Origin of the sequence: Citrobacter sp. Cpo103 (assembly GCF_030332605.1) — a bacterium.
GTDB classification, from domain to species: Bacteria; Pseudomonadota; Gammaproteobacteria; order Enterobacterales; family Enterobacteriaceae; genus Citrobacter; species Citrobacter portucalensis.
In genome coordinates this window covers 88,355-110,440 of record NZ_JAOWHO010000035.1, presented here as the reverse complement: position 1 = coordinate 110,440, position 22,086 = coordinate 88,355, and the positions used below count along the sequence as shown (strand labels likewise).

General features: G+C 51.4%; 23 protein-coding genes and 1 tRNA gene. 8 read left to right on the top strand and 16 right to left on the bottom strand.

The annotated features are described in order from the left end of the window. Positions 1 to 4: 4 nt before the first annotated feature. Together OGX89_RS17155 and OGX89_RS17150 are read left to right on the top strand one after the other, a co-directional pair. Positions 5 to 772 carry an amidohydrolase gene (locus tag OGX89_RS17155; protein WP_126957800.1) on the top strand — a complete coding sequence of 256 codons (768 nt, stop codon included), beginning with the start codon at positions 5 to 7 and terminating at the stop codon, positions 770 to 772. A 179-nt stretch (positions 773 to 951) separates the two neighbouring features. Then, the gene (locus OGX89_RS17150) at positions 952 to 1,362 is read left to right on the top strand and encodes a Spy/CpxP family protein refolding chaperone (RefSeq protein ID WP_126957798.1); all 411 of its coding nucleotides are present in this window, start codon (positions 952 to 954) and stop codon (positions 1,360 to 1,362) included. A gap of 15 nt (positions 1,363 to 1,377) precedes the next feature. On the opposite strand, the gene OGX89_RS17145 is transcribed toward OGX89_RS17150, so the two are convergent. The 9 genes from OGX89_RS17145 to OGX89_RS17105 form a co-directional block, all read right to left on the bottom strand. After that, positions 1,378 to 2,097 carry an EAL domain-containing protein gene (locus OGX89_RS17145; RefSeq protein ID WP_126319162.1) on the bottom strand — a complete coding sequence of 240 codons (720 nt, stop codon included), beginning with the start codon at positions 2,095 to 2,097 and terminating at the stop codon, positions 1,378 to 1,380. A gap of 1 nt (position 2,098) precedes the next feature. Beyond that, entirely contained in the window at positions 2,099 to 3,766 is a 1,668-nt protein-coding gene (locus OGX89_RS17140; RefSeq protein ID WP_126957796.1) for an O-antigen ligase family protein, read from the bottom strand. A gap of 1 nt (position 3,767) precedes the next feature. Further along, positions 3,768 to 4,310 (bottom strand): fimbrial protein, encoded by a 543-nt coding sequence (locus tag OGX89_RS17135; RefSeq protein ID WP_003830815.1) that lies wholly within the window; start codon positions 4,308 to 4,310, stop codon positions 3,768 to 3,770. A 9-nt stretch (positions 4,311 to 4,319) separates the two neighbouring features. After that, positions 4,320 to 5,384, bottom strand: a complete 1,065-nt coding sequence (locus tag OGX89_RS17130; protein ID WP_126957794.1) for a fimbrial protein — start codon at positions 5,382 to 5,384, stop codon at positions 4,320 to 4,322. Beyond that, positions 5,381 to 5,986 (bottom strand): fimbrial protein, encoded by a 606-nt coding sequence (locus tag OGX89_RS17125; protein ID WP_003830812.1) that lies wholly within the window; start codon positions 5,984 to 5,986, stop codon positions 5,381 to 5,383. Before OGX89_RS17125 ends, OGX89_RS17130 begins: the two co-directional genes overlap by 4 nt. 12 nt (positions 5,987 to 5,998) lie before the next feature. Next, positions 5,999 to 6,787, bottom strand: a complete 789-nt coding sequence (locus OGX89_RS17120) for a fimbrial biogenesis chaperone (protein WP_269757609.1) — start codon at positions 6,785 to 6,787, stop codon at positions 5,999 to 6,001. A 14-nt stretch (positions 6,788 to 6,801) separates the two neighbouring features. Next, positions 6,802 to 9,273 carry a fimbria/pilus outer membrane usher protein gene (locus OGX89_RS17115; protein WP_126957790.1) on the bottom strand — a complete coding sequence of 824 codons (2,472 nt, stop codon included), beginning with the start codon at positions 9,271 to 9,273 and terminating at the stop codon, positions 6,802 to 6,804. A gap of 41 nt (positions 9,274 to 9,314) precedes the next feature. Continuing rightward, entirely contained in the window at positions 9,315 to 9,863 is a 549-nt protein-coding gene (locus OGX89_RS17110; protein WP_003830809.1) for a fimbrial protein, read from the bottom strand. Between the two features lie 69 nt (positions 9,864 to 9,932). After that, positions 9,933 to 10,481, bottom strand: coding sequence for a fimbrial protein (locus OGX89_RS17105; protein WP_003830808.1), 549 nt, complete (start codon positions 10,479 to 10,481; stop codon positions 9,933 to 9,935). Positions 10,482 to 11,126: 645 nt separating this feature from the next. Here OGX89_RS17105 and OGX89_RS17100 point away from each other — a divergent pair. Then, entirely contained in the window at positions 11,127 to 11,915 is a 789-nt protein-coding gene (locus tag OGX89_RS17100) for a winged helix-turn-helix domain-containing protein (RefSeq protein WP_003830807.1), read from the top strand. A 1-nt stretch (position 11,916) separates the two neighbouring features. Continuing rightward, positions 11,917 to 12,435, top strand: coding sequence for a FidL-like protein (locus OGX89_RS17095; RefSeq protein ID WP_003830806.1), 519 nt, complete (start codon positions 11,917 to 11,919; stop codon positions 12,433 to 12,435). 157 nt (positions 12,436 to 12,592) lie between these two features. Here OGX89_RS17095 and OGX89_RS17090 read toward each other — a convergent pair. Then, positions 12,593 to 12,669, bottom strand: a tRNA-Asp gene (locus tag OGX89_RS17090). A gap of 133 nt (positions 12,670 to 12,802) precedes the next feature. Then, positions 12,803 to 13,531, bottom strand: a complete 729-nt coding sequence (gene dnaQ / locus OGX89_RS17085; protein WP_095533177.1) for a DNA polymerase III subunit epsilon — start codon at positions 13,529 to 13,531, stop codon at positions 12,803 to 12,805. Between the two features lie 64 nt (positions 13,532 to 13,595). On the opposite strand from dnaQ, the gene rnhA reads away from it, so the two are divergent. After that, complete coding sequence (gene rnhA / locus OGX89_RS17080; RefSeq protein WP_063941989.1) at positions 13,596 to 14,063, top strand: ribonuclease HI; 468 nt, start codon at positions 13,596 to 13,598, stop codon at positions 14,061 to 14,063. Here rnhA and OGX89_RS17075 read toward each other — a convergent pair. Beyond that, positions 14,060 to 14,782: a class I SAM-dependent methyltransferase gene (locus OGX89_RS17075; RefSeq protein ID WP_003830801.1), complete on the bottom strand. Its 723-nt coding sequence runs from the start codon at positions 14,780 to 14,782 to the stop codon at positions 14,060 to 14,062. The genes rnhA and OGX89_RS17075 overlap by 4 nt on opposite strands. A 33-nt stretch (positions 14,783 to 14,815) precedes the next feature. Between OGX89_RS17075 and gloB the strand changes: the two genes are divergently transcribed. Both gloB and mltD read left to right on the top strand, forming a co-directional pair. Further along, positions 14,816 to 15,571 (top strand): hydroxyacylglutathione hydrolase, encoded by a 756-nt coding sequence (gene gloB / locus OGX89_RS17070; RefSeq protein ID WP_003830800.1) that lies wholly within the window; start codon positions 14,816 to 14,818, stop codon positions 15,569 to 15,571. Between the two features lie 71 nt (positions 15,572 to 15,642). Continuing rightward, positions 15,643 to 17,001 (top strand): murein transglycosylase D, encoded by a 1,359-nt coding sequence (gene mltD, locus OGX89_RS17065; RefSeq protein ID WP_032934340.1) that lies wholly within the window; start codon positions 15,643 to 15,645, stop codon positions 16,999 to 17,001. Between the two features lie 49 nt (positions 17,002 to 17,050). Here the strand turns inward: mltD and OGX89_RS17060 are convergent, their stop codons facing one another. The 3 genes from OGX89_RS17060 to OGX89_RS17050 all read right to left on the bottom strand — a co-directional run bounded on the left by OGX89_RS17060 (position 17,051) and on the right by OGX89_RS17050 (position 20,005). Continuing rightward, positions 17,051 to 17,821 carry a class I SAM-dependent methyltransferase gene (locus OGX89_RS17060; RefSeq protein ID WP_126319176.1) on the bottom strand — a complete coding sequence of 257 codons (771 nt, stop codon included), beginning with the start codon at positions 17,819 to 17,821 and terminating at the stop codon, positions 17,051 to 17,053. A gap of 76 nt (positions 17,822 to 17,897) precedes the next feature. Next, positions 17,898 to 18,698 (bottom strand): endonuclease/exonuclease/phosphatase family protein, encoded by an 801-nt coding sequence (locus tag OGX89_RS17055; RefSeq protein WP_008783770.1) that lies wholly within the window; start codon positions 18,696 to 18,698, stop codon positions 17,898 to 17,900. Between the two features lie 131 nt (positions 18,699 to 18,829). Next, entirely contained in the window at positions 18,830 to 20,005 is a 1,176-nt protein-coding gene (locus tag OGX89_RS17050; RefSeq protein ID WP_126319178.1) for an MFS transporter, read from the bottom strand. Between the two features lie 104 nt (positions 20,006 to 20,109). On the opposite strand from OGX89_RS17050, the gene yafC reads away from it, so the two are divergent. Beyond that, complete coding sequence (yafC, locus tag OGX89_RS17045; protein ID WP_003830795.1) at positions 20,110 to 21,024, top strand: DNA-binding transcriptional regulator YafC; 915 nt, start codon at positions 20,110 to 20,112, stop codon at positions 21,022 to 21,024. A 21-nt stretch (positions 21,025 to 21,045) separates the two neighbouring features. Here the strand turns inward: yafC and dkgB are convergent, their stop codons facing one another. After that, positions 21,046 to 21,849: a 2,5-didehydrogluconate reductase DkgB gene (dkgB, locus tag OGX89_RS17040; RefSeq protein ID WP_126957788.1), complete on the bottom strand. Its 804-nt coding sequence runs from the start codon at positions 21,847 to 21,849 to the stop codon at positions 21,046 to 21,048. Positions 21,850 to 22,086: the final 237 nt, after the last annotated feature.

Below are 22,086 nucleotides of genomic sequence, written 5' to 3'. Positions count from 1 at the left end.
GATCGTGCCTGGTTTGAAAATTACTCTGCTGCAACAACCCTTGATCTGGATGGATGGCCCGGCCAACCTGCGCCATTTTGACCGACAACTGGAAACCGTCGCCGGACGTGATGTCATCGTGTTGCCCGAGATGTTTACCAGCGGATTTGCCATGGAAGCGGCAAATAAATCATTGCCGCAAGAAGAAGTCTTAAGCTGGATGCGTGCCAAAGCGCAACAGACCAACGCCCTGATCGCGGGCAGCGCTGCTACCCAGTCTGAACGCGGCCCGGTAAACCGCTTTTTTCTGGTTGAGCCCGAAGGTAATGTGCATTTCTACGACAAGCGCCATCTGTTCCGCATGGCGGACGAGCATCAGCATTACCATGCGGGTGACGCGCGCGTTATTGTTGAATGGCGCGGCTGGCGCATTCTGCCGTTGGTCTGTTATGACCTGCGTTTTCCGGTATGGTCGCGCAATCGCAACGATTACGACCTGGCGTTGTATGTTGCCAATTGGCCTGCGCCGCGTTCGCTGCACTGGCAGCTTCTGCTTGCCGCGCGGGCGATTGAGAACCAGGCTTATGTAGCAGGATGTAACCGCGTGGGCACAGACGGTAACGGTCATCATTATCGCGGTGACAGCCGGGTGATTAATCCGCAGGGTGAGATTATTGCCACCGCCGAGCCGCATCAGGCCACACGCATTGACGCCGAACTGTCACTCTCAGCGCTGCGCGAGTATCGCGAGAAGTTTCCCGCCTGGCAAGACGCCGACCCGTTCACGCTATAACTATCGCCTTCACTCCCGCTGCACAACGTTTTCCGTGGCGGGATTGTTTCACTCCGTAACCAACCGCAAAACAAATTCGCGTGGCGACATGCGGCGGGCATCGTATTCTGCAAAGGATAATCACTCGCAACCAACGAGTGGCAGACAATGTCGATAATTCCCTTATCAGGATTTCAATAATGAAGAACTTCGTACGCATGACTTTGCTGGCGGCTACCTTAGCGGGCGCTTCTTTTAGCACGCTTGCAGCAACGACATCTAATGTTCCGGCTCCAGCCCAGGATCCGATAGTGCAACATCTTAAGTTGAGCACTGACCAGGTTGCGCAGATTAAAAAACTGCACCAACAGCTTGAAACCAACGTCGGCCAGATTTCGGTGAAAGATGTTAAAGACGGCGCGTTGATTGACGTCATCAAGTCCGGGAAATGGGATGAAGCTGCCGTTCAGAAACAGCTTTCCGCGTTCAGCAACATCGAACAGCAGGCGCGTTATTATCGCGTAAAATACTATTTTGACCTGAACAAAGTGCTGACCCCAGAACAGCGCCAGCAGGTGCAAAAAGATATCGCACAGACGCTGAGCGAGTAATTTTCAGAGCCTGAGTCAGCAATGATTCAGGCTTTTCGGTAAAATTTCCTGCTCAAACAGAAAGCCCTGTACAGCATCTGCGCCGCTCATACGGCAAATGGCATAATCCTGTGGTGTTTCTACCCCCTCAATGACAACCCGTTCACCCAGCCCACGAAATTGATTGACCAGAACCCTCAACTGCCACTCCGATGTTCTGAACTGATGAAACATTCCACTTTCAATTTTGATGGCATCGAAACGGATGCCCGACAGCCGCCAGACAAAAAATAGCTCAGGCGAAACATCATCCAGCCACACGCGAAACCCGTGACGCACCAGCGTTTTTACGGCAATGCATACGGCCTGCTGCTCTGCCTTATCCAGGCGCATCATGGAGCCCGGATCCTGAATCTCAATAACAATCCTCCCCTGATGCCCCTGCTTTGTGAGACGCGTGATCCATGCCAGACTGGTCAGCATCCTGACGGATAAATTCAGCGAATAGCTTCCCGAGAGGGCCAGCACCCGCTGCATTTGCCATAGAAAAAGCTGCTGTTTTGCCGTGATGGAAAGGTGCTTGAAAAACAGATCCAGTGGGAGCGGTGTGCGTACCTGGCTTAACACCTCACAAACATCCAGCGATGCGTCATCAAAAAAATGAATGCGCTGCAAACGGATCCCGGTGATCCGCAGCAGTTCGGCGTTGCGGGGAAGTTCTGGCACATAACGGGCCTGTTCACTGAATCTGTTCATATCATTCCATTATTTTATTAAAAGGACGTCGTGCATCCTGCAGCCACGGGATACGGCGATCGTTTGGGTATATCAGGCAAAAGCGCGTCGCCAAACGATGCGCCTCGACCAGGTCGCGCTGGTGCAACGCCAGTAAGATTTGCGTGAAGGAGACATTAGGGTCTGGGTGAACGCGCACATAATCAGGCGCCCAGCGGCGAACCGCTTCCAGCCAACGTGCGTCCCGGGTACGCTGATACCGTTGCAGATACCCCATCTGGACATCAAACCGATAGCGACTGGTAAGAAGCCAGCCTCCGACAGGGAGCGGTTCGGCAAGACGCCACTGCGTTGACTGCCTCTCCGCCAGCGTCAATTGCTGTTGCGTGTGCAGCGTGAGAAGCAGCAATGGCGCGACGGTCAGTAATGAGATAAACCCTGCCGCGCGAATCAGCGACGTTGACGTAAGCGCCAGGCGTATTCCCGTTCGCGCGCTGTCTGCACATCGAAGCAACAGGATCAACAGCAGCCAGTGTGGCGTTGACTGCCTGACGGGGTATTCCGTCAACATATGAATAACCACCGGCAGTGCCGCCACCAGGCAGGCGCGACGCCAGCAATTACCGTGCAGCCAGAGCCAGAAACCACCCGCTATAAAACAGAGCGCCCCCGCAAGCCCAACCAGACCGCCCTCCACCAGCCACAGCACCAGTTCGTTGTGCGGATGCGAAATGCTGCCCAGCCCCAATGGCCCCGCGCGTTCGAGAAACACGGCAGCAAAACTGCCCACGCCCCACCCCATCCACGGGCGTTCGACAAATAATGCCAGCGACGTTTTCAACACCGTCCAGCGCACTTGAGAAGTCGTCAGATGATCGACCGTGACCACAGACAAAAAATGGCGGGCCGTTGCCCCTATCACCACGCCTAACGCCATCGGCAGTAGAAGCAGCAGTAGCGTGCGCCGTTGCGCCGGGAAAACCGCCAGCAGCAGCACTTCACCGACTACCAGAGACAAGTAGCCGGTTTGCGACTGAGATTCATGCAGTACAAATCCCATCATTACCAGGCCTATTCCAATGGCAATTCGATACCCGCGGTGCAGACGTAAAAAGAGCGGCGCTGACAGCAGCACACCGCATGCCGTGAAGCTGGCCATCAGGTTGACCTGCTGAAATATCCCGTAGGGTCGCGTACCGCGCCGCCAGGCAAACTCCCAGTAATCAACGCCCGGCAAATGCCAGTACTGATAGACAAACGCCAGACATTCAATCACGCACGCTCCCCATAGCAGAGCCAGCAGTGCCGTCAGGGTGTTTGCCGTGAGCGGAATTTGTAATGTGACCAGATAGACGCTCACACCGCCCAGTAACGCCCCCGCCACCAGCAGTGCCTCGGCCTGCCAGACATCAGGCGTTAGCAGGCAAAGCAACGTCAGGATGAACGCCCCGACTGTAAAACCCGCAGCGGGCACAGTGATGCGCCAGCGTTGACGAAGCACCAGCATCAATACGCTTGCAGCCAGTACAACAGCGTAGATCCAGCTCGTAATATTAAGCGGCAACGACAGACCGCTGCCGCCGTTGTTCGGCCAGTAGAGATGCATGGCCCCACACCAAAAAAACAGACTAATACTGAGCAATAATTTCTGCGCAGGCAGCGGCGCAATGCGATTCAGTACGTTCATCATGCTACTGGTAGTTCAACGTCCAGGTCCCGCTGGCGCTGAACGGACCGTATTCGAGAGACTGATTTTTTATCGCCGATGGCTCCGCTGCGACCCACGCCAAGAAATTCAGCGTCATCGAACCTTCTGTTATCTCTTTGACTGACGTGCTCTCATCAAGGCGGATTGCCGTACCGTCCTCTTCGCTCATCCCAATCCCGATCCCTGACGCGCCGCCTTGTTCACTGCTATCCAGCGCCAGATGATCGGTCAGCTCCGCATCCTCACGACCGCTGAAGGTAACCGAGATCCCACGGAAAACCTCAGGGTTGCAGTCGCGTAACTGGATGCTGAATTTTTCCGGCTTACTGCGCCCCGAGAGATAGAGATCCTGTGTCGCGATTTGCTTGAAATCGACCTCGATTTTGTCGCCTCCCGGTGCAAGGCTGCAGGCCAGCGCTCTGATGGTGCCGTGAAAATACATGTCGCCGCCGACCAGTTTGGTGTCGGCCTGCGCCATGCCACCTAGCAGTAACATACTGGTCGCGAATAACGCCGAGAATCTCATGACATCCCCCTACTGAAACTGCGCGACAACGGTAGCAGAGGCTTCAAATTCACCTTCCTTCACGCTTCCCACGCCCGGCTTTGCCACCGGCGCAGCGGTGAGATTCCAGTCGCCCTGATTCTGGTAAAACCCCTTCACGTTGTAGAATTGATTAGGCATGACGGTGCCACCACTTTCGTCTTTAAGCATAATGCCGAGATCGTCGCGCTTTTGTCCGCCGCTCAGCGTGCCAAGGAGATTACCGTTAAACCCCGCCGTACCTGACGCCGTGGTCGTTTGTATACCAAGATTAATGTTCAGCGCGCCCTGATCGAAACTCCCGCCTTCACAGACCACATGTATAGGGACTGACTTGCTGTAGTTAGTGCCGTTGAGCCGGGCAGCGGATCCAGGCAGATCGCCAAACTCAATGCTGATTTTGTCTCCCCGGTTGAAGGTGCATTTGTCCGGGACGGTAATCAGCCCGGATTTAATCACCACGCGAGAAATCGCCGTGGTTGGCGTAGGTCCCGCGCTTCCCATGCGCCCGGCCACCTCCACCAGCGACTGGGAAGTGATATTGATGCCATTGATAATGGGTTTAGTGACAATAAACGTCACTTTCCCTTTTGAACCACTTTCAACGTTAGTCGCTCGCGTGTAGCCCTTACGCTTTTTACAGCTGTTGTTGCTGTTGCGGTTTGAAACGTTGGTAAAAGGCGCCTGCACATATTTTTTATAGCCCCCGGCAACCCACACCTGAACTTCCACATCCAGATACTCGTTTAGCCGAAAACGGTTCGCCCCCTGATTTGAAGGCGGCATCGTGGTTGTGGTGGTGTAGTAAATTGGTGCTCGAGAGATGTCAGCCTGTTCGCAATAGAAATTCACCACATACCAGCCACCCAGATTCCATGGGAACGGCTCCGTTCTGCCACCCACGTGGTTTTTGCTGACATCCAGCGAGCTCAGTTCAATATCGTACTGATGCGGCGACCCACCTTCCGGCTCACCTTCTCCCTGTGTAAATGCCTGCCCGGCTATCGGACAGCCTGCCAGCACCACCCACAACAGCGTTTTACGTAATACGCTCATAGATACTCCAGCTTGAGTCTGACCAGACCGTTAAATTCTCCGGCGGTCACCTCTCTCCCAAAAGATTCCAGCGCGGCAAGAAAATGAATGGCGTTATCGCCCGGTTTGAGGATCCACATGCGTTGCGGTTGGTTCAGGTGGATCAACTGGTTGCGTTCGGTCAGTAGCCGAATGCCTGCACCACGCACATCGCCGTGAATGCGCCCCAAATCGCTGTTTTCCGGCGCGCCTTCAGCCATTAGGGTCATCGAAACGCCACGTTCCACCGTGCTATGCGCCAGCTCCGGCATCTCACTGGTCTGCCCGGGGAAATCCCTTAAAGTATGACCGGAGCCCTTTAAACAGCCGTTCAGATACAGCGTGACCAATACCGGATCGCTGCGATCGCCGCCCTGGCGAAAACGGCTGGCGGAAATATCACCAAGATCGATAGTCTGATCGCGGGAGGCCATATCCAGCACGCACGGCGAAACGAACACTCGCCCATGAAAGCGGACGTTGCCATACTCGCCGGACACATTGCTCATATCCTGGCGACCACTTGTGGCCTGAACCGAGCAGGCCATGCCCGCCATCAGCAGAGCGCAAAGCATCTTTTTCATTTACGAATCCTGTTACCGGGGCTGTTGCTCCATCGGCAATGCTTTACACACATTGCCTGTGCAGCTGAATTTCAATTCGGGATGACCGCCAAAATCGTTCACATACATCATGCTGAACTGGCTAACGCTGCCGTCGGCCACGCTGAAATCGAGAGAGGACTTTGGTGAAACCATAATCCCAGGGAAGTCAGTCAGCCTGTCGCCGCCCTGCGCTTCAGGCTTGCGGCTTAAGCCGATTAAGGTAACGAAGTACGGCGTAGGGTTATCCACACTCCAGCGCTGCCCCTGCTTATGAAAGACCAGTTGGTTTTGCCACACGGCGCCCGGTGTTTCCGGCACGATGGAGGTCGGACGGTAGAACAGTTTGATGCGTGACTGCATCGCCAGTTGCAGCACGTTCGGCTTATCCGGCTTGGGCGGAATTTCACGCACATTCAGGTAGAACAGACTTTCGCGATCCTGCGGCAGAGCGTTAATACCGCTGGTTTTTGTCACACGCGCAATGCCCTTTTGCCCGCCGTTAATCCGCTGCAGCGGCGGTAAAACCATCAACGGCGAGGTAATTTTTGTTCCATTGGCGTCTTCCACCCACGACTGAGCCAGAAACGGAATGCTTGGACTGGTGTTGGTTAAGTTCGCGCTGACAGATCGCGCATCACCGGTGATGATCAGACGGGTACGGTCAAGTGCAATGCCCGCCCATGAGGCGTTGATCTCTGCAATAAAAAGCAGACCGCAGACCACGGGTTTGAGCCAACGCTGCACGGAGTAAAATGCTTGATTTTTCATGACAAAATTCATTCAGGTTATTGATATTATTCACAAGGCAACAGCACGTTACCTTCCGGGTTGATTTGTTGAGGCACCTGTAAGTGACACTGCGCGCGACCGCCCCAGGCAACAGAAAGACGCTCGGCTGGATTCACACCCGCAATCCAGGCCATGCCGTTTTCCATCACCATGGCGACGCTAACACCGTTGGCGTTAAACACTTCGGCACCAAACGGCGGTACCGAACCATCTTTCAGGCGCAGCAGCGCCATCATTTTTTGCCCCTGCGCCACGGCGAAGCGCTGATAACCAATCGCGCCTTCCGTCAGGGTGTTGGTGACAATGGCTTTGGTCGCGGAAATGTCCTCGTCCATTGCGTCCACATCGATACGGGTATCAAAGCTGTGATAGCTGACGACGTCCGGTACGACGGCAATACCGAAGCGGTTTGAGTGCGCCTGTTCGCCGTTCAGCGGTACATTCGCCACACCGTCGGTATCAACCATCACCCTGGCGGTATTCATCGACGCCTGGCTGTTGTGTAGCGCCGCGCCATGACGCGTTGCGGTAAAGCCGCCGCGCATCGTGCCACCAACGGAGAAATAGCGTGATTGCTGCCAGCTGACGTTAGATTCCAGTTCCGCCATCATGCTGCGATGCTTGTAGTAGCCATCAAACGCGGTGTGCCCTTCACCGGAAACCCCTGCGCGCAGTCGCCATGGATTGTTACGGTCGCGGTTATCGGAATACGAAACCATCTGACTGGTCTGGCTGCCGCTGTTTTGCACTTCATAATCCATTGAGCGGCCATCGCTCCATGGCACCGAAATGGACAGCGAAAGGCTGTCGTCCCGTTTGCCCTGATACTCAGAGCGGTAAGCAGCAAGGTTAGCGCTGATCCCCTGAATGCCTGCGAACGAAAAGCTGTGCCCCATCGACACCCCGTAACGATCCTGAGAGCCACGATCCCAGTAATTCTGGTGGGTATAGGTCAGGTACAGCGTGGTCGCTAATTGCGGGTCGTCGGCAAAAAAGGTCTTGTTACCGGTGATGGTGTACATCTCTTTTTCGTTACCGGCGCTGTTGTTATTTTCATACTGCTCGTCGAGAAACTGCGAGAAGGTGCGGAAGTTACGCTGTGAAAAACGGTAACCGGCAAAGGTGATGGCGCTGTTGTATTCATCAAAGGTTTTGGCATAGCTGAGCTTAAAGGACATCCCTTTTTGTTCAGCCTGATGCTTCACCCGGCTCACGGATTGCGTTGCGTCAGCCGACAGCGCGCCCAACCAGCTCAAATCCCGCCCAATCCCCATCGACCAGGCGTTATAGCGATCGCCAGTGAGCAACGCGCCACCGTACAGTGACCACGCATTGCTGACCCCCCATGAAAAATCACCGCTATAAAATGCAGGTCCCTGGACGTCGTGGTTATAACGCGATGGCTTACCGACAGCGGCGTTGTAACGAACATAGCCCGGGCGCGTCAGGTAAGGGATATCGGCCGTATTGACCTGAAAGGTTTGTACGCTGCCATCCTGCTCTTCGACGCGAACATCCAGCGTGCCGCGTACCGAGCCATGTAGATCCTGAATATTAAATGGCCCCGCTGGAACAGTGGTTTGATAGATAACACGCCCCTGCTGACTGACGGTGACCTTCGCATTACTGCGGGCGATGCCGTGCACTTCGGGCGCGTAGCCCTGCAAATTCGGTGGTAGCATGCGCTCGTCACTGGCGAGGTTAGCCCCCGTAAATCGCACTGAATCAAACACCTGGGAATTCAGATATATTTCACCGACCGTCAGTTTTGCAGCCTGCATCGGTAACGGGCGATAGGCATAGATCTGATCCCAGTCGATACGCCCACGATTTTCATCCGAAGCATAATTGGCCTGATACTGGCCACGAAAGCGCCACGCGCCGAGGTTAAAGCCCGTCTGTCCATAACCAGACAGTGAGCGGTAATGATCGCCACCTTGTTCGTAATGTGTGGCCTGGCCCGAAACGCTGTAGTCGAAAATCAGTCCCGCGACGCCGTTATCCCAGCGCTCCGGCGGCGTCCAGTCTGGATCGGTATATTTCATCCATGCCTGTGGCACGGTAATGTCCAGTACGCCTGCGCTATTATTCAGCACCACACCCGGCAGGCGGGAAATGTCATAGCAGGTCGCGCTAATCGGATGAATATAGGTCAGCGCCTCTTCTTTGAGCGCCAGTAATTCGAGCTGTTGCGGCGTCAGGCACGCCATGGATTTATGCGCGTTGGCAGGATCAACGATATAACGGATCGACTGCTGAGGGAGCTCCTGGCTGTTAATACGAACATCCAGTAGATATTCTCCGGGAGTCACAAAGTTGCCTTCGGAAAAACGCTGTAAATCGACATTTTGTCTGTCACTGGCATCCAGGACGTCAGTATTAAATTCAATAGACTCATCCGCTTCAGCCCATGAAGAGGCACAGACCAGAGCAATTAAAAGCGCCAGACGTTTTTTATCTGTTTTCAGCGTGATCATTTTCGTTCGCAAACCTTCAGATACCCGAATTGCTGTGCAGCTCAGAGATAATTCACAACAAAATGCGTGACTGCAGTAAATTCACCAGACGTCATTCTTCCGTCGCGGGAGATCAAATAAGCCGTAAAATTGAGCGTGTTTTTCCCTGGGTTAAGCGCATAATCCGGTGATGGCTCACCCAAATGAATTTGCTTGCCTCTGCCGTCATATATTTCTATCGCTAAATTTTCAGTTTCCGATTGCACGCTCAGATAATCAGGATTGTCACTATCCGGTGCGCCGGAAAAGGTAATATTGGCGCGTTGGAACAGATTCCCGGGGTGTTGAGAATCCCCTAATGAACATCCCAGCAAATGAATGCTGAAATCATGCGCAGATACTTTTTCAGGTTTTCCGGAAATATCTCTGGCTGAGAGGTCATCAAATTCAACCAGCAGCGACCGGTCGTGTGGATCGACATAACAGGCAGCCTCAATAATATTTCCCCGCATGCGCATTTTGCCGGGCGTACTGACAAGACGATGGGTGTCAGCCAAAACCCATGCAGGCGATATGAAGATAAAAAGCAGTAAAATACGCCATCCAGGCATCACCGCATTTCCTTTCAGTTATTCGCAGGAAGGGTTAAGCAGGCGCATAATTGCGCCCGCAGCAGATCGTTACTGATAATCGATCTGGAAATTAACGGTAGATTCGAAGTCACCCGGGGTTACTGCTGCGGATGCGTTGTTGGCCTGCAGATAAGCAACGAAATCAATGTCGGTTTCGCCATCGGTAATGTTGACCTGAGATGCGGCTTCGCCCCATTTCACGTCCTGGTTACCACTGTCAATCATACCGATGCCCGCGCCCTTTGCTGTACCCGAGGTAAATGCAGCCAGCGCATTGTTGTCGGTATCAATCGTTGCCGGGGTGTAGGTTACTGTGGCGGTTTTCGCAACAGTTGTATCGCAGCCCTGCAGAACGATTTTGGCATGCTTAACACCAGCACGTTGGTTGTCTTTTAACTGAGAAGTTGGGATCTCACCAAAATTAACCTGCACCGGGCTGGATTCTGGGGCCAGACCGCATGCGGAATTAACCAGAGAACCAGTGAAGTGAATTTTACCGTTAGTCGGTTCAACATTTTTTGCAGCGAAAGCAGAAGATGCAGTAAAAGTCATTCCCGCCATCAGCGCACAAGCCACAGCCACGTTTTTCATTTTCATATTACTACTTAACCTTATATCTGTTTTTTGGTTATTCCGACGATCTATTTCCACAGACAATTTATGCAAGGGAAACCCTGATCTGCAGGTGGCGGAAGTGCATTTCCTTGCAAACAATCCATCTCAAGCCACCCCGTATTTTGAACTTCATTGGTATTCCATCAGAAATACCGTCCACAGTTGTTTACGCTGTTTCGGGGCTTATATTAAGTCGACGAAAAAATGACACAATGCAAAAGTCCGGTATTAATCAAACTCAGGGAATCGTGTTGTAACACTGTCTGTAGAGCGATCGTTTACCTAAAAAATAGCCAAAAAACACGACAATGCCAGTGTTAATGTCTATCATTTATTGTTTTTATAGAGTTTTTATCTATCAACTATTTTTTTATTTAGCCAGAAGAACAGGCAAAATGTATTTATGAATGTTTTGTAAAAATGAAATTGGGCATCAAAATCGAGTAATGACAATAAGATAGTGAAAGAGAGGAAGGAGATTGGAGGATTCTATTAGATACATTAAGAGATTGTTATATAAATATTAATAAAGTGATCTATGGTACAATCATTTTTTATAAATGAATTATGTTATGCTATTGCTTCCCCCACTCGAATGCGAGATATCCTGCTTTAAAGGAGACATCAGTGATTTCTCATATACCAATAAACAAAATTAAATCCGTAATTATTGGTGATGGCTTAGTTTTCAGACCACATAAAAATACCCTAAAAGACCTGGCATCTGGTGAAATGGCCACATTGAATAATGTGGCAACACAATTACTGCTCTATCTGTTGCAAAATGGTAAAGAGATATCCTCGCGCGATGAAATTCTGCAGAATGTTTTCCAGCATAATGGCGCCAGAGCGACGGATGCTAATCTCAATCAGCACATTTCATTTCTGCGCAAAGCAATAACGTCTACGGGCCATCCTGCAGAACTGATCGTCACTATTCCGCGAATAGGATTTCGGATGAGCGACGCCAGTATCAATATTCAGCAACTGGAGGAATCGCAAGCGCCCACCAGAATAGTCAATGTTGCATTGACGCCCAGGGAAAAGAAACGAAACCTGTGGCCTGTCACGATAACAACGTTAATTACCGGCATCGCCGTGCTGGCGACAGCGTGGTTAACATGGATACCCAATGAAATCGCGATGACGGACGCGGCGATCCTGCGGACTATCGACTACGAGCAATGCCGTGTACATATATTAGGAAACGCCCTCACCGACACCATAACCGAAAAAAAAGCGCTGGATATTTTCAAGTCCGTGGGTATTAACCCCAACTGTTCGTACCCAAAAGATCTGTATCTCAATACCTGGGCGAGCAACCATAATCTGGTTGAGTGGTCGTTTGCCGCTGAATGCGGGCTAAACCTCGGCTATTACCATTGCATCAGCCAGTATCGCCATCATGAGGAATGATATGAAGCAGGAAAGCGATCACTCTCCTTTACTATGGTCAGTCGTGATTGCCATTTTTGGGCTAGCGGCTATCGCTTTTTTTATTATCGCCGGGAATGCGAAAAAACAAGAAATCAGTTTTTCCTGCTCCTCGGAATTCACGTCGATACTCGACATCCAGAATACAAAAAAGGAACTCCACGGAATAATGCTGATAACCAGCTACAACTCCGGACACCTTTCATTGTCAGTCCAAGGGAAACTCAAAAGTGACGACGGCGAGTTCGCTGTTAATAGAAAACTGTTCTTTCGCTATGCCCGTCCACTCGGCCATACCGCAGGCGTTTTTATGCTCACTCCCGATGGTCGGGAAAAATCCCCCGATGATGATGCAACGGACGCTGTCGACTATCTCTTCTTCGACGCTTACGAACGTGCCGACAAGCTGTATATGCTAAAGCACCTGAATGAGGAAACGGTTCTTATTGGCGATAACTTTTCACCCCGCTTCGCCTGCGTGATGAATCACTTCGCGAGTTAATCGCCTTCTGGATATGCGTCGGGTTAAGGATGACCTGATGTGTTGCCCACCCGAAAGCTCGGGCGCGGTCGATAAAGCGTGATAATGAGATTATTATTTTTTGGCGGGCTAAAACGACGAAAGCCTGAATCATTTCTGATTCAGGCTTTCTGAATAGTGGCGGAATGGACGGGACTCGAACCCGCGACCCCCTGCGTGACAGGCAGGTATTCTAACCAACTGAACTACCACTCCGCGTTGTGTTCCGCTTGGGAACGAAGCGAATATTACGGATTGCCTCGCGCCTCGTCAACGCTTTTTCTCACGTTTTTAATCGTTTGCTGCAAAAATCACCCGAATGGCCATTTTCATACGGTAAACGTACAAACTATGCCCGCCAGAGGCAACTTCCGCCTTTCTTCTGCACCAGGTCAAGGCGTGACTCATGGGCCGCTAACTCTTCATCAGTGGCGAAAACAACGCGTAGTTTACTGGACTGTCGCACAATACGCTGGATCCCCGTGTCATTCTGCTGCTGGCTGTCGCCTTCCATTGAGAACGCCATCGTGGTCTGCCCGCCGGTCATCATCAGATAAACGTCGGCCAGAATCTGGGCATCGAGCAATGCGCCGTGCAGAGTTCGTTTACTGTTGTCTATCTCATAGCGCGAGCATAACGCATCAAGGCTGTTTCGCTTGCCAGGAAACATTTTCCTCGCCAGCGCCAGGCTATCGGTTATTTTGCAAAATTCATTCGTCTTTGGAATATCACGCTTGAGCTTCGCGAATTCATAATCCATAAAACCGATATCGAACGATGCGTTATGGATGACCAGCTCCGCGCCGCGAATGTAGTCGAGAAACTCATCGGCTACATCGGCAAACGTAGGTTTATCGAGCAGGAATTCGTCTGCGATTCCATGTACGCCGAACGCTTCCGGGTCCACCAGCCGGTCCGGCTTCAGGTAAACATGGAAGTTATTGCCGGTCAGGCGGCGGTTCACCACTTCAACCGCACCGATCTCAATGATCTTGTGGCCTTCATAGTGGGCGCCAATCTGGTTCATACCGGTAGTTTCGGTATCGAGGACGATCTGTCGTGTAATTCCAGTGCTCATAACGGTCATTTATGTCAGACTTATCGTTTGATTTCGATTTGCTAAAACAGGAAGTCTACCAGAGATGCTTAAACAGGTAGAAATTTTCACCGATGGTTCTTGCCTGGGAAATCCAGGGCCTGGTGGTTATGGGGCGATTTTACGCTATCGTGGGCGCGAAAAAACCTTTAGCGAGGGCTACAACCTCACCACTAATAATCGCATGGAGCTGATGGCGGCAATCGTTGCGCTGGAAGCCCTGAAAGAACAGTGTGAAGTGATACTCAGCACGGACAGCCAATATGTGCGCCAGGGCATTACGCAGTGGATTCACAACTGGAAGAAGCGCGGCTGGAAAACAGCAGATAAAAAACCGGTAAAGAACGTCGATCTGTGGAAACGTCTCGATGCCGCGCTGGGGCCGCATCAAATCAAATGGGAATGGGTTAAAGGCCATGCGGGCCATCCGGAAAACGAACGCTGCGATGAGCTTGCGCGCACCGCGGCCATGAGCCCGACTCAGGATGATATTGGGTATCAGGCTGAGGCTTAAGCGTCCGGTTTACGGTATTGCCGGGTCGCGCCAACGGCATGACGGATAGGCGTTTTGCTTTTATTTTGTTTCATCGGGTTGAGCGTAAGCGGAATGGTTCGCTTGCGCGCAACCACCAGCTGTAAACAGCCCAGCGCGGGGATATGGGCGCTTAACATTTTCCCGCCCTTCTTGTTCCAGGGCAGAACATGAAAACGACTATAGTGCAGCACTTCAAAATTCAGTAATGATAGCCAGTCCAGTTGACGCATGAGGGTAAACATCCGACTGTTATAGGGCGATGTCTTGCGCAATACGGGTATCAGTTTACGCAATCCCATCAAGCTTACCGGGTTAAAGCCGCTCAGAATCAACCAGCCGTCATCAATCAACACGCGATCGGCTTCACGCAGTAGGCGATGCGGATCAGAGCACCACGGTAACGTATGGGCCAATAAACAGACATCCACGGACTTATCGGCAAAGGGAAGATGCAAAGGATCGGCCGTCACCTGCATGGGAGCTCCCTGCAAAGAAACATTTACCTGATGAGAAACCGCGCACGCTTCAGAATCGATTTCTGCGCTTAAATTACCAACCTTAAGCAGATGAAAACCGTACATTTTTGCAAACCACGGGTTAAGCTGATGCTCCAGCGCCTCACGATAGTGTTCGCCCCAGGGCAAATCATCCCAGCTAACGGGCGCTACGACAGTTTGAGGGATCCTTGCCGGTTTCATCACAACCTTCCGTTACGCATTGAGAGGTAATATATGAATCTTAACAGTATTCCTGCATTTCAGGACAATTACATCTGGGTCCTGTCAAATAATGACCAGCATTGTCTGATTGTGGACCCGGGTGAGGCGGCTCCTGTTTTGAAAGCCATTGCAGAGCATAACTGGGTGCCGGAAGCCATCCTGCTAACCCACCATCATCAGGATCACGTGGGCGGTGTGAAAGAACTCCTGCAACATTACCCACAAATAGTGGTATACGGACCGGCTGAAACGCAAGATAAGGGAACGACACACATAGTCGAAGATGGCGATATTGCACTCGTTTTGGGGCATGAATTTAGGGTAATTGCTACTCCGGGTCACACTTTAGGACATATCTGTTACTTTAGCCATCCTTACTTATTTTGTGGTGACACGCTCTTTTCTGGCGGTTGTGGTCGACTTTTCGAAGGCACAGCAACTCAAATGTATCAATCACTTAAAAAAATAAACGAACTTCCTGACGATACATTAATTTGTTGTGCACATGAGTACACATTAGCAAACATGAAGTTTGCCTTAAGCATTCTCCCGCACGATTCGTTCATAAATGAATATTATCGTAAAGTTAATGAGTTACGCGTAAAAAAACAAATGACACTACCCGTAATTCTGAAAAATGAGCGGCGAAATAATCTTTTTTTGAGAACAGAAGATATTGATTTAATTAATGAAATAAACAAAGAAACAATATTGCAACAACCTGAAGAGCGTTTTGCCTGGTTAAGGTCAAAGAAAGATACGTTCTGACAATTCCGGGTTGCCTTTTGAAAACTTCGCCGTTATGATCGGTCGTCTTTTAAGCAACTATTGACACACACATGAAGGCAAAAGCGATATTACTCGCCTCTGTCCTGCTTGTTGGGTGCCAGAATACTGGTAACGTCCAACAACACGCACAGAGCCTTTCTGCAGCTGGTCAAGGGGAAGCAGGAAAGTTTACAAGTCAGGCGCGATGGATGGACGACGGAACATCTATCGCTGCTGATCAAGATTTGTGGGCTTTCATTGGTGACGAGCTAAAGATGGGAATTCCGGAAAACAACCGGATTCGCGAACAGAAACAGAAGTATTTACGTAATAAGAGCTATCTCCACGATGTAACTTTACGGGCAGAGCCGTATATGTACTGGATAGCCGGGCAGGTTAAGAAACGTAACATGCCAATGGAACTGGTACTACTACCCATAGTGGAGAGCGCTTTTGATCCTCACGCAACGTCTGGCGCCAATGCCGCAGGTATTTGGCAGATCATTCCGAGCACGGGGCGCAATTATGGTTTAAAACAGACCCGCAATTATGATGCACGTCGCGACGTTGTGGCTTCCACCACCGCCGCACTGGACATGATGCAGCGTCTGAACAAGATGTTTGATGGCGACTGGCTGCTGACCGTTGCTGCTTATAATAGCGGTGAAGGTCGTGTCATGAAGGCAATCAAAACGAACAAAGCACGTGGAAAATCCACTGACTTCTGGTCGTTACCATTGCCTCAGGAAACAAAGCAGTATGTGCCCAAAATGCTGGCATTGAGCGATATACTCAAAAACAGCAAACGCTATGGCGTGCGTCTGCCAACAACAGACGAAAGCCGCGCGTTGGCACGTGTTCGCCTGAGTAGCCCGGTTGAGATGGCTCAGGTTGCCGATATGGCGGGTATTTCCGTCAGCAAGCTGAAGACTTTCAATGCAGGTGTGAAAGGCTCCACGTTGGGTGCCAGCGGCCCGCAATATGTGATGGTGCCAAAGAAGCATGCAGAGAAGCTGCGTGAATCTCTGGCTTCAGGCGAAATTGCAGCCGTGCAGTCAACGCTGGTCGCGGATAACACGCCGCTGAACAGTCGTAGCTACAAAGTTCGCTCTGGCGATACGCTTTCTGGCGTCGCTTCACGTCTTGGCGTGAGCACCAATGACCTTAAGCAGTGGAATAATCTGCGCGGGTCATCCCTGAAAGTGGGTCAAAACCTGACGGTGGGTGCGGGTACCAGCGCGCAGCGTCTGGCGAACAACAGCGATAGCATCACCTATCGTGTGCGTAAAGGCGACTCGTTGTCGAGCATTGCCAAACGTCACGGGGTTAACATCAAAGATGTCATGCGCTGGAACAGCGATACGGACAATCTACAGCCAGGCGATCAGCTCACGTTGTTTGTGAAAAACAACGGCATGCCGGATTCCTGATAGGATTGTAGAAATGAAGGCACTGGATTCCCCCCAGTGCCTTTTTTATTTATCCCGCTTTATGTGCCTCAACCATTATCGTGTCGCTGGTAAACGAGCCATCTTCCTGTAACGCAAAGTAGGCTTTCACGTCTGCAGAAGCACTTTGTTGGTATGCACGAATCGCGTCGCTCAACGCCGCGGGCGTGCGCATCCTCGCGACCCACGAACTGAACTCCAGTGGCAGGCGATCGGTTAACAAAGTATCGGCAATCAAATTGGCATCGTTGATTAACGACAGCCACTCTCCACTGGAATAGTTACGAACGTGCGAGGTATCGCGTAACGCCTCCACGGTTTGCAACCAGATATCACGTACTGGGTGGCCTGGCGACATCACATCCATCACAATCAATACACCACCGGGCTTCAGAACGCGGTTCACTTCCCGCAGCGCGCGTCCGACATCATGCCAGTGGTGCGCAGAATAGCGGCTAATTACCACGTCAAATTCGCTATCTTCAAATGGCAGACTTTCGGCATAACCCTGGCGTGTGGCGACATTCTCCAGGCCTCTGTCTTTTGCCGCCTCAGCGACTACCTCAAGCATCTGCGACGATAAATCATAAGCCACAACCTGCTTTACGTGTTGCGCGGCTACAAAGCTGGCATGCCCCGCTCCACATCCCATATCCAACACACGGGCCTGCGGAAATGCCGATAACCTTTCCCTCAGACGCTGCAAGTCACGGCCAGAAGCGTGCACCGCACTGGTTAAATAGGCATTAGCCTGAGAGCCAAACTGTTTTTCGACGTTGTCATGGTGAGAGCGTGTTGTCATTGTGTTGTCCTTCGGTTGTTGTGAAATAGGAAGGGCAACCATCACAGGCCTGCCCTACGGCAGACCTGACACACCGTTATTGTTCAGGTTTGCCGGGACTGAATTCAACGAGTAGCGGGTTGTGATCGGATGCACGGGTGACCAGCACAGAGGCTTCACTCACGTTCAGACCACGATAGAACACAAAATCGAGAGGGCGACCAAACGCGCGTCGGCGCTGATCGTCAGTAAAACGTACCTGGCGCAGCGACATTTCACGCGCAAAGCGGTATAGCGCATTCATCCGTCGACGGCTCCAGGCATTGAAATCGCCAGCCATAATAACCGGACCGCTGTGATGAGCAATCTGATCGCCAATGGGAAGTAACTGCTTACTATAAACATCGACACCGAGGCTAAAGTTAACCGCGTGGATATTCACCACCATTAATAATCGAGAGTCAGGCAGCGGATACACCGTTACCAGAGCCGATTTCGCCAGCCGTAAAATAGGCTCACGCTCGCGCAATGGACAACAGTAAACAGGATGAGCAGCAGAGAGCGTCATGACGCCAGAGGGATGCTGAGGCAGCACAAAGGCAGGAACCTGATCGGCAGCAAGATAGTTAGCGGTCGCAAACTGCACCAGTTCTGGCGTGGTTTGCGCTTCCTGTAATAATACCAGATGCGCATCTTTGCCAAAATTCTTCAGCACCGACTGCCATTCTGCGCGCTGCTGTTTAAAAATATTCCATACCAGCACGCGAATGCGGTCTTCACTGCTTAACGGAACGCCTGCGGGTAATGCCTGGCCAATATGCGCAAACGACCCCGGCGGTAAAATCCGCTCGGCGGGTTGTCCGGCAACATAACGCATGGCATAGGTGTTTTTTCGCACTTTAGACTTTCAAACCTCTGTAACGTCAACCAGTCCGCAGCCGGACTGGTTCTTCTGTTATAGGGATTTTAGCACTCACTTTCAACGAACAATTGCAGTTTGTTTTGTAAGTGGGCGCTTACATCAATGATTTACCCCAGAGCAACACGCACGGGTTTATCAAGACGACCGCTGACCCCCATCAGCAGGAAAGCTACCAGAACAATGAGGGCGCCAATCCACGGCGTCTGAGCTAAACCATAATGCTCGACCGTTTGCCCGCCAATCACTGACCCCAGTGCAATCCCAATGTTAAACGCCGCAATGTTTAACCCTGACGCCACATCTACAGCATTAGGCGTAAATTGCTCAGCTTTCTGTACCACGTAGACCTGCAATCCCGGTACGTTACCAAAGGCAAAGATCCCCATCACCAGAATGGTAGCCAGCGCGGCGTACTGCGTAGAGGCCGTCAGTTGGAAGACCATCAGCAGAACAAACAGCGCGGCGAAAATGAATTTCAACGCAGGAACCGCACCATGTTTATCCGCCAGCTTACCGCCCCAGATATTACCGATAGCCACTGAAACACCGTAACCCAATAAGATCCAGCTTACTGCTGCCGGGGAGAATCCCGCCAGATCCTGCATCATCGGTGCCAGGAAGGTGAATGCCGTGAATACACCGCCGTAGCCCAGTGCCGTAACGGCGTAAATCAGCAGCAGACGGGGATGAGTCAGCACCTTCATCTGGTCGCGAATGCTGGCGGCTGCGCGACCGGGAATGTTGGCGGGGATCAACAACTGGCTACTGATCAGTGCAATCACGCCTAACATTGATACCGCGAGGAAAGTCTCACGCCAGCCAAAGTGCTGACCGATAAATGTTCCCAGCGGCACGCCGGTGACCAGCGCCACCGTTAAGCCACCAAACATAATGGCAATGGCGGAAGCCGCTTTCTCTTTTGGCACCAGACTTGTCGCGATGGTAGAACCAATCGAGAAGAATACGCCATGTGCCAGCCCAGTCAGCAGACGAGCAACAATGAGTGTCATATACCCGGGTGCCTGCCATGCGAGCAAATTCCCCGCTGTAAACAGAACCATCAGCGCAACCAGTAACTGTTTACGTGGAAGGCGTCCGGTCAAAGCGGTCAGTACCGGTGCGCCAATTGCCACCCCCAGCGCATAGATTGAAACCAGCATCCCAGCGGAAGGTAACGAGATCGCCAGCTGTTGAGCGATGGTTGGCACCAGGCCAACAATCACAAACTCAGTAGTGCCTATAGCGAAGGCACTTATTGTTAGTGCAAATAAAGCGAGAGGCATAAATAACTCCGTAACATCAGTAATCAGATGACACGCAGTATGCCAGGATGTTTTAATGACAAAAATATTCAAAATCTCAATATAATTTTGCGTCAGGTGCAAAAATGAAAGCAACCTCTGAAGAACTTGCGATTTTTGTGGCGGTAGTGGAAAGTGGCAGCTTTAGCCGGGCGGCAGAACAGCTTGGACAAGCCAATTCCGCGGTCAGCCGGGCAGTAAAAAAGCTGGAGATGAAACTGGGCGTCAGTTTGCTTAATCGCACGACCCGACAGCTAAGCCTGACCGAAGAAGGAGAGCGCTACTTCAGGCGGGTGCAGCAGATACTGCAAGAGATGGCTGCAGCAGAAACGGAAATCATGGAGTCGCGTAATACTCCGCGCGGCCTGCTGCGCATCGACGCAGCAACACCGGTGATGTTGCATTTCCTGATGCCGCTAATCAAGCCGTTCCGGGAGCGGTATCCCGAGATGACGCTGTCTCTCGTCTCCTCAGAAACGTTCATCAATCTTATTGAACGAAAAGTGGATGTTGCTATACGAGCGGGTACACTGACTGACTCGAGTCTACGTGCGCGTCCGTTATTTACCAGCTATCGTAAGATTATTGCCTCACCGGACTACATTGCCCGTTTTGGCAAGCCAGAGAGTGTCGAGGAGTTAAACCAGCACCTGTGTCTGGGGTTTTCCGAACCGGTTTCACTCAATACCTGGCCGATTGCCTGTATCGACGGACAGCTGCATGAGGTCGAGTGCGGAATTTCTTCCAACAGTGGAGAAACGCTAAAACAGCTTTGCCTGAATGGCAACGGCATCGCATGTCTTTCAGATTATATGATAGATAAAGAGATCGCGCGGGGAGAACTGGTGGAGTTATTGGCAGATAAACGTCTGCCGGTAGAGATGCCTTTTAGCGCAGTTTATTACAGCGATCGTGCCGTCAGTACGCGCATTCGGGCATTTATCGACTTTTTAAGTGAATATATAAGAACAGCTCCCGAAGGAGCTGTGAAAGAGGGTTAAAGGGTACAGAGGGTCAGGCAATTAATCCCAATCAGGGGCCAGGCCTTCCGGGCTGACCAGACGATCGTTGCAGTCCAGTGCCGCGATCACTTTTTTATCTTCGGCATCCAGATGCAGTTCCAACGCCAGCAGGTTGCTTGCCAGGTTTTCACGTTTGGTAGAAGAAGGAATTACGGAGTAACCTTCCCCCATTGCCCATGCCAGAATAACCTGCGCCGGGGTCGCGTTATGTTTAGCGGCAATGTGCGCAATCACTTCATCTTTCAGCGCTTTACCGTAAGCCAGCGTCATGTAAGAGGTGATGTGGATACCGTGTGCTTTCGCCCAGTCAACCACCTTACGGCTCTGCAGATACGGAGACAGCTCAATCTGATTGGTCGCAATGTTCTCTGCACCTACTGCGGCAATGGCTTTTTCCATCAGCGGAATGGTGAAGTTTGAGATACCAATTTCGCGAGTCAGCCCCTGCTGTTTTGCTTCGAGCAGCGCCTGCATGAATTCCTCAACAGATACCGCATCACCTGGAGATGGCCAGTGGATCAGCGTCAGATCGACATAATCTGTACGCAGCTTCTTCAGGCTTTCTTTCAGACTTGGGATCAGTTTTTCTTTGCTGAGATTTTCAATCCAAATCTTGGTGGTGATATACAGCTCGTTACGCGGTACGCCGCTTTCGGCAATCGCCTGACCAACAGCCGCTTCATTATCATAGATTTGCGCAGTGTCGACAGCACGGTAGCCTAGCTCAAGCGCCGTTTTAACAGAAGCGATAACCACGTCGTCTTTCAGGCGGAAAGTACCTAAACCGAATGCAGGGATAGTCATAGAATTCCTCTTTTTAATCACTATGTTCGTTAACTGAGAGGATTATGAGCTTCAGCTCTTTATAGAAAAAGAGTGAAAAATGCAGAGGATTTTTGCGGATTCAGCAATAATTAAATTGCAGACAAAGAAAAAGCCCTGAGCGTTAGCTCAGGGCTCTTAATAAGTGGCGGAACGGACGGGACTCGAACCCGCGACCCCCTGCGTGACAGGCAGGTATTCTAACCAACTGAACTACCG